The organism is Microbulbifer sp. Q7, from assembly GCF_001639145.1.
GTDB lineage: Bacteria > Pseudomonadota > Gammaproteobacteria > Pseudomonadales > Cellvibrionaceae > Microbulbifer.
In genome coordinates this window covers 246322-260195 of the sequence record NZ_LROY01000002.1, presented here as the reverse complement: position 1 = coordinate 260195, position 13874 = coordinate 246322, and the positions used below count along the sequence as shown (strand labels likewise).

The window sequence follows — 13874 nt, the reverse complement described above, 5'->3', positions numbered from 1 at the left end:
ACAAAAGGTGCGTAGCGTTGGCTGTCGCTCTGCCGCTGATTGTTATATTTTTTTCTTGAGCTCCGAAAACTCGACAGGGTTCATTGGCCGCGTCGCGCATCCATTAAGAGAGAAAATACTATCGTAGTGATTGTTAAATTTTGCAAACACTACGTAGCTTTCGCCCACCTCAAGGTATGGACTTACACAGTAGCAACCATCACCAGCCATGACTTTTACTGAATCAGTGGGTGCCCCTTTTAAAATCTCAGAAATTTTGAAAGTCGCTATTTTCGAGCCGCACTTAGGACCACTGCTCTGTGTCCAGCAAATCGATTCATCATCATCTTCTACAACTGCAACCCTATCTATAACTTGGCCGTAAAAAACAATATCTGACTTTGCGTAGTATTCTGAATCTGACTCACATGAGATTTCCATTGCCCGCAAGCTAAATGAAAGAAATAGAAAAAGTATCGGGAATATTTTCATGGACTCTCTCGAAATATAACGCCCAGCGCAGGCGCAGCCAGCGCGGAGCACATTTTGTGTTAATGTTTGAGCGCCAGCGAGTAACACAAAATGTGCGTAGCGTCGGATGTCGCTCTGCCGCTGTTTGTTAAGCGGGCCCTCTGGAGTTCAGCGCTTTAACTGCGATGAGAGCCAATGGAAGTGAAGCCAACATCACAATGATGTTCCAGTACATTGCGAACATCGGTGAATCAATAAGCAGCCCAAAACTCCCTCTACTCATAATTAAACTTACAATCACAACCGAGGTAAATACAGCAAATATTGACCGAACTCCGAAAAACCTAAACAAAACGTACGCAAGTGGAATCGAGAGCAAGAAATTTACAAATGCATCATGCGCATACAAAATTATGTTGGTGAGCACTGGATTACTTGACGCGAAGCTTGATGTTGCTAGTTCAAGAGCAGGATTGATGGAGTTGTAATACGCCCAAAACAACGCCAATCCAAAATAGCCATAAGTTAACCAGCACACCAACGAGATCGAAAAATCTTTAAACCAGGCTGCTCTCACGGGATCTCCTTGTACGCTTAACGCCGCCAGCAGGGGCGACTTACTTTGTGCGCTTTTTGCGCGAAAATGGGAGCGTAGCGACCGCGCAAAAAGTGCATAAGGTAAGGCGTCCCGCGGAGGGCCGAAGGCCCGGAGCGTACTGCCTGGCCTGGTTATGGCTGACGCGCTCCGGACTAACTACTAGCACTTTGCCAGCCACGGATTGGCTGGCCACTGCCCGAATTATACAAGGGAAGAATACCGCACTTTCCCCACCAAATTTTAATCTTACTGGCACTCCGCGAAACTGCAGCGGGTTGACCTATTCTTCCGCACCCGAACGAACACTCTAGGAACGAACATGCTTGAATAGCAACCGGCCAAAACGGCTCAATATTGGATGCTATCTAGTGGCACTGAATTTTCAGAAACCACGAAAAATAAAAAATACAGACCGGCACCATAACGCCTCAATAACCGGCAGCTGAAGCGTAGCGCAGGCTGTCCGGCGCCGAAGGCGCGTAGTTCATTGACTTGTTAGGTATCTTCATCTTCATCTGGTTCGAAGTGATAGATATCCCACCAAATTTCTAATTCATAGCGAGCCAAATTCATTATGCTCGCAGAATCTAAATATGGCCCATCTTGACCATCTGTCTCGTAATACACACTTATTTTTGTCTCGCACCCAGAGCTTTTTAAGCGGGACAGAATTTCTTCTTTTCCTTGGAGGAAAGTGAAAACCTTTTTCAAGTGATCTTTTTGATCAGTACTTTCCAGCAGTTCTTTTGTCGAAATCGACCAGAAATTATGCTGCCTCTGAGGGTAATATTTATGCTGAGGATCCCTGCAAAATGATGTTGTTGGCTCAAGACTTAAGGCATTACTGATCTGATCTGGCAAAAGGTCAGGAGAGTAAACACATAGACTGACATAAGTTCTAATGCATGCCATTGCGCCACTCTCCTATTCGATACCTAACAGTTTTATTCATACGCCTAAGGCTTCTTATCACCAGGCTGCTGTTCTCTGGCGGCGCATTCATAAAAATTTAAAAAATCTTTAGTAATCAATTAGTTGCCAAGCAGAGCTTGACTTGACCATAGAAAAAAGAAGCCTATGGCTCTTGTTCTAGAATTCCCAATGGCTCTTTTCGACCACACCATTTCTTTATAAATCAGTTAGTTAGACTATCTCATTCTGTGCACACGAGCCATAGGCTGCTGAATACGGTACAGATGGCTCAGGGGCGCTCAAAAAATGGACTCCTGACCGGTTTACATCTAATTCCTCAGTGCCAGATTCCCGATCTTCAGGCAAAAAAAAGCCGCCCGAAGGCGGCTTTTTTAACTCAGAAGTAATGCTGATTACCAGCCGGTTACTTCCTTCAGTGCGTCGCCGATCTGCGCCAGGGAGCGCACGGTTTTAACACCGGCATCTTCCAGGGCCGCAAACTTCTCGTCCGCGGTGCCTTTGCCACCGGAGATGATCGCACCGGCGTGGCCCATGCGCTTTCCGGGAGGAGCGGTTACACCAGCGATGTAGGAAACCACCGGCTTGGTGACGTTTTCCTTGATGTACGCAGCCGCCTCTTCTTCTGCGGAGCCGCCGATCTCACCGATCATAACGATCGCTTCGGTCTGCGGGTCGTTCTGGAACATTTCCAGAATATCGATGAAGTTGGAGCCCGGGATGGGGTCACCACCGATGCCCACACAGGTGGACTGGCCGAAGCCGTGGTCGGTAGTCTGCTTTACGGCTTCGTAAGTCAGAGTACCGGAGCGGGAAACGATGCCCACTTTGCCCGGCTTGTGGATGTGGCCCGGCATGATGCCGATTTTGCACTCACCCGGAGTGATCACGCCCGGGCAGTTCGGGCCGATCAGGCGTACGCCCAGCTCGTCGCACTTAACCTTGGCCTGCAGCATGTCCATGGTAGGAATGCCTTCGGTAATGCACACGATCAGCTTGATGCCGCCGTTGGCCGCTTCCAGGATGGAATCCTTACAGAAAGGCGCCGGTACGTAGATTACGGAGGCTTCTGCACCGGTGGCTTCTACGGCTTCTTTCACGGTATTGAAAACCGGCAGGCCCAGGTGAGTCTGGCCGCCTTTGCCCGGGGTTACACCGCCGACCATTTTTGTACCGTACTCAATGGCTTGCTCGGAGTGGAAAGTACCCTGGGAGCCGGTGAAGCCCTGGCAGATTACTTTGGTGTCTTTATTAATCAGTACTGACATGATTATTTACCCTCCGCAGCTTTAACCACTTGCTCTGCCGCGTCGGTCAGGCTGGTGGCAGCGATAATGTTCAGACCGCTGTCGCTCAGTACTTTGGCGCCCAGGTCTGCGTTGTTACCTTCGAGGCGAACAACAACCGGAATCGTAACGCCAACTTCTTTCACTGCGCCGATAACGCCTTCTGCAATCATGTCGCAACGAACGATGCCGCCGAAGATGTTGATCAGTACTGCCTTCACGTTTTCGTCAGACAGAATGATCTTGAACGCTTCAACCACGCGCTCTTTGGTCGCGCCGCCACCAACGTCCAGGAAGTTGGCCGGCTTGCCGCCGTGCAGGTTGACGATGTCCATGGTACCCATGGCCAGGCCAGCACCGTTTACCATGCAGCCGATGTTGCCATCCAGCGCCACATAGTTCAGGTCCCACTTGGCTGCGTGTGCTTCGCGCTCGTCTTCCTGAGACGGGTCGTGCATTTCACGCAGGTCCGGGTGACGGTACAGCGCGTTGCTGTCGATCACGATCTTGGCGTCCAGGCAGTGCAGGTTCTTCTCTGGGGTGATTACCAGCGGGTTGATTTCCAGCAGCGCCAGATCTTTTTCTTCAAACATTTTCGCCAGACCCAGGAAGATCTTGGTGAACTGCTTGATCTGGTCGCCTTCCAGGCCCAGTTTGAACGCCAGTTCACGGCCCTGGTAAGGCTGTGCGCCTACCAGCGGGTCGATGATGGCTTTGAGGATTTTTTCCGGAGTTTCTTCCGCAACTTTCTCAATCTCAACACCGCCTTCGGTGGAGGCCATGAAAACGATGCGACGGGTAGCGCGGTCCATCACCGCACCCAGGTACAGTTCCTGGTCAATGTCGGTGCAGCTCTCAACCAGAATACGAGATACCGGCTGGCCGTTTTCGTCTGTCTGGTAAGTAACAAGGTTGTTACCCAGCCACTTTTTCGCAAATTCTTCAATTTCCGCTTTGGAATCTACCAGCTTAACGCCGCCTGCTTTACCGCGGCCACCGGCGTGTACCTGGGCCTTAACAACCCACTTGTTGCCACCGATTTCGTCTGCTGCCGCTGCTGCTGCTGCCGGGGTTTCCGCTGCGATGCCTTTGGAAACCGGCAATCCGTATGCTGCAAACAGTTGTTTGCCCTGATACTCATGCAAGTTCATAGTCAATACCAATTCACATTTGAAATGTGTTTACCAATTGCAGATTGCTCTGCACCTTAAAACAAACCCCTGAAACTGACTTGTTACAAGTCCAGGACTTTGAAACGAATCGGCGGGCCTGATGACCCGCCACTAACGGAGACTTGCGCCTCCGCCTTACTTACGCTTCTTGCGGTTCGCGATGTGGATCGCGTGACCGTTCACTGCCAGCGCGGCTTCTTTCACCGCCTCAGACAGGGTCGGATGGCCGAATACGGTCATGCCGATGTCTTCCGCGCTGGAACCGAATTCCATGGCGATAGCTACCTGCTGAACCAGATCCGCGGCAGACGGGCCAACAATGTGGGCGCCGAGTACGCGGTCGGTTTCTGCATGGGCAATGATCTTCACCATGCCGTGGGTATCGTTGGCTGCCATGGCGCGGCCAGAGGCGGCAAACGGGAAAACGCCTACATTGTAGGGTTCGCCATCGGCCTTGACCTGTTCTTCCGTGCGGCCAACCGCAGCAATCTCCGGGTGGGTGTAGATCACGTTCGGAATCACGTCGTAGTTCATCATCGGCTTCTGGCCGGCAATGCGCTCGGCAACCACGACACCTTCTTCCGAGGCCTTGTGTGCCAGCATCGGGCCGCGCACCACATCACCAACCGCCCACACGCCCGGTGCAGAAGTCATGCACAGATCGTTGACGTAGATGAAACCGCGCTCGTCCAGTTTCACGCCGGCGTCTTCCGACAGCAGACCTTCGGTGTACGGGCGACGGCCCACGCACACGATCAGCTTGTCGAAGGTTTCCTGGTGCTCTTTACCTTCTTTGTCCTGGTAGGTAACGACAACTTCCTTGCCTTTTACCTCGGTACCGGTAACACGGCAGGACAGGCGAATATCCAGGCCCTGCTTCTTGAAGATCTTCTGGGATTCTTTGGCGATCTGCTGATCCATGATGGCGAGGAAGTTATCCAGCGCTTCCAGGACCACAACATCGGAACCGAGGCGGTTCCACACGGAGCCAAGTTCCAGGCCGATAACACCAGCACCGATCACGCCCAGGCGCTTGGGTACTTCGGTGAATTCCAGTGCACCGGTAGAGTCGACAATGATTTTGTCGTCAACCGGCGCCGGCGGGATGTTCACCGGTACGGAACCGGAAGCGAGAATGACATTCTCGGCTTCGTAAGTGGTGGTCTTGCCGTCGTGATCGGTGACTTCAACTTTCTTACCGGAAACCAGCTTGCCGGTACCTTCGATCGAGGTCACCTTGTTGGCCATAAACAGGCCAGCGACGCCACCGGTCAGCTTTTTGACGATATCGTCCTTACGGCTGATCATTTTCTTAACGTCAATTTTGACCTTGCCGGCATCAATACCGTGTACTTCAAAATCGTCTTTGGCTTCGTGGTATTTCCAGGAGCTGTCCAGCAGCGCCTTGGAAGGGATGCAGCCCACGTTCAGGCAGGTGCCGCCATTCACGACCTTGCCTTGCTTGTTGGTCCACTTTTCAACACAGGCAGTTTTCAGGCCCAGCTGTGCCGCACGGATTGCAGCGACGTAACCACCGGGGCCGGAGCCAATTACTATTACGTCAAATTTTTCTGACATGGTCTGTTCCAAATTTGAAAGGATTCAACGAATGCGGTGTTTCCGCATGGCCGGGAGTCTGCCCGGCTCTCCTGAGGCGGTCTTGCTGCCGCTGATGCCTGACGCGATTCACAGGCTCATATGCGTCGGGCGGCTACCGATTACCCCGGTAAACCGCCCTTTCTCCAAAACTTGAACTTAAACTTCGAGCAGAATACGTGCCGGATCTTCGATCATTTCCTTGATCGCTACGAGGAAGCCCACCGCTTCCTTGCCATCGATCAGGCGGTGGTCGTAAGACAGCGCCAGATACATCATCGGCAGAATCTCTACCTTGCCGTTGACCGCCATCGGGCGCTCCTGGATCTTGTGCATACCGAGAATCGCGGTTTGCGGTGGATTCAGGATCGGCGTCGACAGCAGGGAGCCAAACACACCACCGTTGGTGATGGTGAAGGTACCGCCGGTCATTTCCTCGATGGACAGCTTGCCGTCACGAGCGCGCAGGCCCAGATCACGGATATTGTTCTCCATGTCGGCCAGGCCCATGTTTTCCGCGTTACGCAGAATCGGAACCACCAGGCCTTTCGGAGAGGAAACCGCAACACCGATGTCCTGATAACCGTGGTAAACAATATCGTTACCATCGATGGACGCATTCACTGCAGAGTAACGCTTGAGCGCTTCAACCGCGGCTTTCACAAAGAAGCCCATGAAGCCCAGGCGGGTGCCGTTGTGGGTCTTCTCGAACAGGTCTTTGTAGTTCTTGCGCAGGTCCATGACCGGCTTCATGTTCACTTCGTTGAACGTGGTGAGCATGGCGGTAGACTGGGAGGCATCCAGCAGGCGCTCGGCGATGCGCTTGCGCATACGAGTCATAGGAACGCGCTTCTCAACACGCTCGCCCGGAGCCACGTCAACCTGAGCGGCAGCAGCCGGTGCAGCGGCCGCGGCCGCTGCAGTGCCCGCTTTCATCACGTCTTCTTTCAGCACGCGACCACCTTTGCCGGTGCCTTCAACACCGGCCAGGTCTACGCCTTTTTCCGCTGCCATTTTCTTGGCGGAAGGCATGGCAATTTTTTCGCCGCCAGCAGCCGGGGCTTCGGCGGCGGGCTCCGCAGCCGGGGCCTCGGAAGAAGCACCGGCACTCGCACCCGCGCCTTCTTCAAACTTGGCGATCACTTCGTTGGACAGGACGGTGTCGCCCTCGCCCTTGATAATTTCGCTGATGGCGCCGTCTGCGGGTGCAACAACTTCCAGCACCACTTTGTCGGTTTCAATATCCACGATCAGTTCATCGCGGGACACGGCTTCACCCGGTTGTTTGTGCCAGGTGGCAACGGTGCCGTCCTGAACAGATTCCGGGAAAGTTGGCGCTTTAATCTCGATGGTCATTTTTCCTGTTTCCTGAGATTGTCTTGGGCACCAGATTTACCGGCGCCTTGCTCTTCGTTGTACTGCTGCCTTATTCGACAGTCAGCGCCTCATTGATGAACGTATTCTGTTCTTCCAAGTGGGTAGACATATAGCCCGCTGCCGGTGCAGCAGACGCTGCGCGGCCGACATATTCCAGCTCCAACTTGGGATGTGCCTCTTTCAACAGACGACGTAGATGGTGCTGACTGGAGTACCAAGCGCCCTGGTTCATGGGCTCTTCCTGACACCAGGCCACACTCTCAACATTCTTGAATGCGGAGACCGCAGACAGGAATTCGTCGTCCGGGAAGGGATACAGCTGTTCCAGTCGTACCAGCGCAACATCTTCCTGTTCACGCTCCATACGCGCTTCCAGCAGATGGTAGTAAACCTTGCCGGAGCAGATGATCAGGCGCTTCACCTTGGCGGGATCAACACCATCGTCCTGGATCACATTGTGGAACTGGCCACTGGCCAGTTCGTCCAGGCTGGAGGTAGCCAGCTTGTGACGCAGGATCCATTTCGGGCTCATGATCACCAGCGGGCGGCGCATCGGGCGGATCGCCTGACGACGCAACAGGTGGAAAATCTGAGCCGGCGTGGTGGCGTTACACACCTGGATGTTGTGCTCGGCACACAGCTGCATGAAACGCTCCAGGCGCGCGGAGGAATGCTCCGGTCCCTGGCCTTCATAGCCGTGCGGCAGCAGCATTACCAGGCCGCACATACGGCCCCACTTGTGCTCACCAGAGGTGATGAACTGGTCAATAACCACCTGGGCGCCGTTGGCGAAGTCACCAAACTGCGCTTCCCACACCACCAGGGATTTCGGGGTGGTGGTGGCGTAACCGTATTCAAACGCCAGGACCGCTTCTTCCGACAGCAGTGAGTCGTAAATGTCGAAACGCGGCTGACCCTCGTACATGTGCTGCAGGGGCACGTAACTCTGGCCGTCTTTCTGGCTGTGAATGACCGCGTGGCGGTGCGAGAAGGTACCGCGTCCCACGTCTTCGCCGGTGAAGCGGACCATATAACCCTGCTCCAGCAGGGTGCCGTAGGCCAGGGTCTCGGCCATACCCCAGTTCAGGGGCAGTGCGCCGCCCGCCATTTTGCGGCGGTCGTCATAAATTTTGGAGACCTGGCGCTGCATGACAATGCCGTCGGGCACGGTGGTCATGCGCGTGGCAACGTCTTTCAGCTTGGTCAACGGGAAGCTGGTGTCGCCTTCGGCAGTCCACTCGTGGTTCAGATACGGGCGCCAATCCACAAACATGGAGGAATCCGGCTCTTTGACGAGGCCCGTCGCCACATCTTCACCGCGGTCCAGCTTATCGCGGTAGTCATTGGCAAGCTTGTCGGCCGCCGCCTTGTCCAGAACCCCTTCGGCAATCAGCTTTTCCGCGTACAGGGTACGCGCGGTCTTGTGCTTGCGAATGGTCTGATACATCAGCGGCTGGGTGCCGGAGGGATCGTCAGTCTCGTTGTGGCCGCGACGGCGGTAACACACCAGATCGATGACGATATCTTTCTTGAATTCGTAGCGGTAATCCACCGCCAGCAGGCCTGCCAGAACGACCGCTTCCGGGTCGTCACCATTCACGTGCAGCACCGGGGCGTCGATCATCTTCGCTACATCGGTACAGTACTCGGTGGAGCGGGCGTCTTCACGCTTGCTGGTGGTGAAGCCCACCTGGTTGTTCAGCACCAGATGAATGCTGCCGCCGGTGTAATAACCGCGGGTCTGGGACATCTGCAGGGTTTCCTGCACCACGCCCTGGCCGGCAAACGCGGCATCGCCGTGGATATTGATCGGCATCACCTTCTCGCCGGCGCTGTCGCCGCGGCGATCCTGGCGGGCACGCACGGAACCCACCACCACCGGCGCACAGATTTCCAGGTGCGACGGGTTAAAGGCCAGTGCCAGGTGCACTTCACCACCGGGGGTCATCACATTGGAAGAGAAGCCCTGGTGGTACTTCACGTCGCCGGAAGTATCGAGGGTTTTCTTGCCCTCGAATTCTTCGAACAGATCCGCCGGGTTCTTGCCGAGAATATTCACCAAGGTGTTCAGACGACCGCGGTGGGCCATGCCGATCACAATCTCTTTGACCGAATAGGTACCGGAGCGACGAATCAGTGCATCCATGAGCGGGATCAGGCTTTCACCGCCCTCAACACCGAAACGCTTGGTGCCCGGGTATTTGGAATCCAGGTGACGCTCGAGGCCTTCCGCGGCGGACAGACGCTGCAGTATCTCGGTGCGGATGTCATTGCCGAAGTTTGGCTTGCACTGGCTGCGCTCCAGACGCTGCTGGAACCACTGCTGCTCGTCCAGGTTGGACAGGTGCATGATCTCTGCACCCAGGTTGCCGCAGTAGGTATTTTCCAGGCCCTGCACGATTTCCCGCAGAGTGGCTTCGCCATTCGCAAAGAACAGGTCACCGGTCTGGAAGGTGGTATCGAAGTCGCCTTCGGTCAGGCCGTGGTAGTTCAGCTGCAGATCCGGCACTTGTTCGCGGGCCATGATCCCGAGGGGATCCAGGGTCGCTTTCTTGTGGCCGCGGTGACGGTAGGAGTTGATCAGTTGCAGAACTTTAATCTGCTTGCGCTCGTGCTCCACATTGACGGAGCCGGCGCCGGGCGCGGCGAGAGGGCGGGTGCGGTTCTTCGCCAGCAGTTCAAAATGCTGACGAATCGCCGCATGCGAGACATCACCACCATTAACCCGCGGCAGGCTGTCAAAGTAACTGCGCCACTCTTCCGGAACACCACTGGGATCGTGCAGATAGGTCTCGTACAGCTCCTCCACGTACCCGGCGTTGCCACCGGAGATATGCGAAGTACGCCAGAGCTCCTCCATTGTGCTTTCGTGCATTAATGCCTACCTCAATTGACGGCGCGCACCCTTGAATTTCACGCCGCTCTTTCCTGTCGTTCACTCACAAAAGGGGAGGCGCTGAAAAGACACCTCCCCTTTTTCGTATAAGCCTGACACCGGCATTGGTGTCGACTTAATTGTGATTATTGTCGATGGGAACCCGCGTTCCCGTGTGGGGCAAGCCCCACTACACTGCGCGGGTTATCAGCATATTGCGGATGTGGCCGATCGCCCGGGTGGGGTTCAACCCCTTGGGACAAACATTCACACAGTTCTGGATACCATGGCAGCGGAAAACGCTGAACGGGTCATCCAGTTTACCGAGGCGCTCATCGGTGGCTTCATCGCGCGTATCCGCGAGGAATCGGTATGCCTGCAGCAGACCAGCCGGGCCGATGAACTTGTCGGGGTTCCACCAGAAGGACGGGCAAGAGGTGGAGCAGCAGGCACAGAGAATACACTCGTACAGGCCGTCCAGTTTTGCGCGGTCTTCCGGGGACTGCAGACGCTCAATCGCCGGCGCCGGGGTATCGTTCTGCAGGTAAGGTTCGATTTTCTTGTACTGGGTGTAGAACTGCTCCATGTCCACCACCAGGTCGCGAATGACCGGCAGGCCGGGCAGCGGGCGCAATACCAGCTTGCCTTTCGGCGCCGCCTCGGAGATCGGCATGATGCACGCCAGGCCATTCTTGCCCGAAATATTCATACCGTCAGAGCCACACACGCCCTCACGGCAGGAGCGGCGATAGGCCAGGGTAGGATCCTGCGCTTTGAGCAGCTCCAGCACGTCCAGCACCATCAGGTCTTTGCCCTGGGTATCCAGTTCATAATCCTGCATGTATGGCGCGGAATCAGATTCCGGGTTGTAACGGTAAATACTTACTTTCAACATATTCTTTCCGCTCCCGAATTAGTAGGTACGCGCTTTCGGTTCGAAAGCATCTACGGTGTTGGGCGCAAAGTTCACGGCACGCTTGCCTACCCGCTTCTCCCCCGGGAAGAACATGGAGTGGCACAGCCAGTTCTCGTCGTCGCGCTCCTGGAAGTCTTCGCGGGCATGCGCGCCGCGGCTCTCGGTGCGGACTTCCGCAGCGATCGCGGTGGCCTCGGCCACTTCCAGCAGGTTCTGCAATTCCAGCGCCTCGATACGCGCGGTATTGAAGGCACGGGACTTGTCGTCCAGGCGAACATTGGCAATGCGCTCGCGCAGGTCTTCCAGCTTCTTCACACCGTCGGCCATGTAGTCGCCGCGGCGGAATACGCCGAAATGGTTCTGCATGACATTCTGCAGCTCGCTGCGCAGCCCTGCCGCACGCTCACCGTCATTGGTGGTCTCGAGGCGGTTCAGACGCGCCATGGCGGCTTCGATATCGGACTCGGAGGCTTCGCGGTTCTCGATGCCTTCGCGCAGGGCCTTCTCGATGAACAGGCCAGAGGCGCGACCGAATACCACCAGGTCGAGCAGTGAGTTACCGCCCAGGCGGTTGGCACCGTGTACAGAAACACACGCAACCTCACCACAGGCGTACAAGCCTTCGATGACCTGATCGTTGCCGGAGGCATCCTGCGTCAGGGCCTGGCCATGCACGTTGGTCGGAATACCACCCATCATGTAGTGACAAGTCGGCACAACCGGGATCGGGGTGTGCACCGGGTCCACGTGCGCGAAGGTCTTGGCCAGTTCACAGATACCCGGCAGGCGGCTGTGCAGCAGCTCCTCACCCAGGTGGTCGAGCTTCAGGAATACGTGATCCCCATTGGGGCCGGCACCGCGACCATCGAGGATCTCCAACACCATGGAGCGGGCGACCACGTCGCGTCCGGCCAGGTCTTTGGCATTCGGTGCATAACGCTCCATGAAGCGCTCACCGTCCTTATTGATCAGGTAGCCGCCTTCACCGCGGCACCCTTCGGTGACCAGGGTCCCGGCACCGTAGATACCGGTGGGGTGGAACTGCCACATCTCCATATCCTGCACCGGCACACCCGCGCGCAGGGCCATACCCACGCCGTCGCCGGTATTGATATGCGCGTTGGTGGTGGAGGCGAAGATACGGCCGGCACCGCCGGTGGCAAATACCGTGGCCTTGGATTTGATGAAGACCACTTCGCCATCTTCGATACAGATGGCAATAACGCCGACTACTGCACCGTCCTGGTTTTTCACCAGGTCTACCGCGAACCACTCGTTCAGGAATACGGTGTTGTGCTTGACGTTGTTCTGATAAAGGGTGTGCAGCAGCGCGTGGCCGGTACGGTCCGCCGCCGCACAGGTACGTGCCGCCTGACCGCCGCGACCGAAGTCCTTGGACTGGCCACCGAACGGACGCTGGTAGATACGGCCTTCATCGGTACGGGAGAACGGCAAGCCCATGTGCTCCAGCTCAAACACCGCTTCCGGACCCACCGAGCACATATACTCGATAGCGTCCTGGTCACCGATATAGTCGGAGCCCTTGACGGTGTCATACATGTGCCAGCGCCAATCGTCGTTGGGGTCATCGCTGGCAATTGCACAGGTAATGCCGCCCTGGGCAGATACCGTGTGCGAGCGAGTCGGGAATACCTTGGTGATAACCGCCGTCTTGAAGCCGGACTGGGCCATCTGCAACGCCGCGCGCATACCCGCGCCGCCGCCACCAATTACGATACCGTCAAAGGTTATTGTTCGCATATTCGACATTACTTACACACCCCACAAAATTTCAATGCCCCACACCGCGTAGAACACGGCAACCGCGCCCAGCAGCACTTCAACCAGAATACGCAGAACGGTCGCTTTGCCGCCCATCATCCGGTTGGTGAGGTAGTCAGTAACCACGGACCAGAGGCCGATCCAGGCGTGGGCAATTGTGGAGAGCAGCGCCACCAGGCTGAATACACGCACCCAGCGCTGCTCGAACAGCGCGGACCAGCTGGCGTAGCTGAAATCGTTGGAGAGAAAAATGAAACCCACTATAAAGAGGGTGTAAGCCACCAGCACCACGGCGCTGATACGCTGAATAAACCAGTCATACAGACCGCTGCGGCCGAAACCAGTAACCGCCTTTACCATACCAGAACCCCCGCCAAGAGAATGAGTACAACAGAAAGCACCAGCACGATGACGGCGCCGCGGCGGCCACCTTCGAGACTCTCACCCACACCTGCATCCATCAACAGGTGACGCACACCCGCAATCAGATGGTAAATAAGCGCAGCCAGTGCGGCCCACAACACCAGTTTGGTCGGCACACTGGAAAAGAAGTCGGCGACTTTTTGGAAACCCTGCTCAGATTCCAGACTGGAGTCCAGCATGCACAAAAGAAGTGCCACCACGGCGAAGAGCACCACACCGGAAATACGGTGCAGAATAGAAACCAACGCGGGTGCAGGGAGCTTGATAGTAGAAATGTCTAAATTGACAGGTCTGTTTTTGTTCACAGGAAAAACACCTTGTTGCCCTGAAAGACGGGGCGCCCGTTAAAATTTGAGAGTGCGGGCGAGCTTGCTGATTACTATACATACAACCTGTAGAGGTCTTGTACAAAGTGGTCTTACCACGTCGCAAGCCGCGCGGATTATAGGCATTCAAACTTCAAAACACA

General features: G+C 55.7%; 12 protein-coding genes. All 12 read right to left on the bottom strand.

The genetic code is table 11. The features are described 5' to 3' along the window. Positions 1–42: 42 nt before the first annotated feature. The 12 genes from AU182_RS16420 to sdhC all read right to left on the bottom strand — a co-directional run bounded on the left by AU182_RS16420 (position 43) and on the right by sdhC (position 13710). Entirely contained in the window at positions 43–471 is a 429-nt protein-coding gene (locus AU182_RS16420; RefSeq protein ID WP_153039151.1) for a hypothetical protein, read from the bottom strand. Between the two features lie 127 nt (positions 472–598). Further along, positions 599–1027 carry a hypothetical protein gene (locus AU182_RS16415; protein WP_153039150.1) on the bottom strand — a complete coding sequence of 143 codons (429 nt, stop codon included), beginning with the start codon at positions 1025–1027 and terminating at the stop codon, positions 599–601. Positions 1028–1543: 516 nt separating this feature from the next. Further along, on the bottom strand, positions 1544–1960 hold the full coding sequence (locus tag AU182_RS16195; RefSeq protein WP_082859269.1) for a DUF4279 domain-containing protein: 417 nt from the start codon (positions 1958–1960) through the stop codon (positions 1544–1546). Between the two features lie 413 nt (positions 1961–2373). Continuing rightward, positions 2374–3246, bottom strand: coding sequence for a succinate--CoA ligase subunit alpha (gene sucD / locus AU182_RS06790; protein ID WP_010131883.1), 873 nt, complete (start codon positions 3244–3246; stop codon positions 2374–2376). 2 nt (positions 3247–3248) lie between these two features. Beyond that, complete coding sequence (gene sucC, locus AU182_RS06785; RefSeq protein WP_066962785.1) at positions 3249–4415, bottom strand: ADP-forming succinate--CoA ligase subunit beta; 1167 nt, start codon at positions 4413–4415, stop codon at positions 3249–3251. A 156-nt stretch (positions 4416–4571) separates the two neighbouring features. After that, the gene (gene lpdA, locus AU182_RS06780; protein ID WP_066967624.1) at positions 4572–6014 is read right to left on the bottom strand and encodes a dihydrolipoyl dehydrogenase; all 1443 of its coding nucleotides are present in this window, start codon (positions 6012–6014) and stop codon (positions 4572–4574) included. A 177-nt stretch (positions 6015–6191) separates the two neighbouring features. Next, the gene (gene odhB, locus AU182_RS06775; RefSeq protein ID WP_066962782.1) at positions 6192–7388 is read right to left on the bottom strand and encodes a 2-oxoglutarate dehydrogenase complex dihydrolipoyllysine-residue succinyltransferase; all 1197 of its coding nucleotides are present in this window, start codon (positions 7386–7388) and stop codon (positions 6192–6194) included. Between the two features lie 70 nt (positions 7389–7458). Further along, positions 7459–10284 carry a 2-oxoglutarate dehydrogenase E1 component gene (locus tag AU182_RS06770; RefSeq protein ID WP_066962779.1) on the bottom strand — a complete coding sequence of 942 codons (2826 nt, stop codon included), beginning with the start codon at positions 10282–10284 and terminating at the stop codon, positions 7459–7461. Between the two features lie 190 nt (positions 10285–10474). After that, positions 10475–11179: a succinate dehydrogenase iron-sulfur subunit gene (locus tag AU182_RS06765; RefSeq protein WP_066962776.1), complete on the bottom strand. Its 705-nt coding sequence runs from the start codon at positions 11177–11179 to the stop codon at positions 10475–10477. Positions 11180–11197: 18 nt separating this feature from the next. Further along, entirely contained in the window at positions 11198–12970 is a 1773-nt protein-coding gene (sdhA, locus tag AU182_RS06760; RefSeq protein WP_066962773.1) for a succinate dehydrogenase flavoprotein subunit, read from the bottom strand. A 3-nt stretch (positions 12971–12973) separates the two neighbouring features. Next, positions 12974–13342, bottom strand: a complete 369-nt coding sequence (sdhD, locus tag AU182_RS06755; protein WP_066962770.1) for a succinate dehydrogenase, hydrophobic membrane anchor protein — start codon at positions 13340–13342, stop codon at positions 12974–12976. After that, a complete protein-coding gene (gene sdhC, locus AU182_RS06750) occupies positions 13336–13710 on the bottom strand; it encodes a succinate dehydrogenase, cytochrome b556 subunit (RefSeq protein WP_066962767.1) in 375 nt (124 codons plus the stop codon). Before sdhC ends, sdhD begins: the two co-directional genes overlap by 7 nt. Positions 13711–13874: the final 164 nt, after the last annotated feature.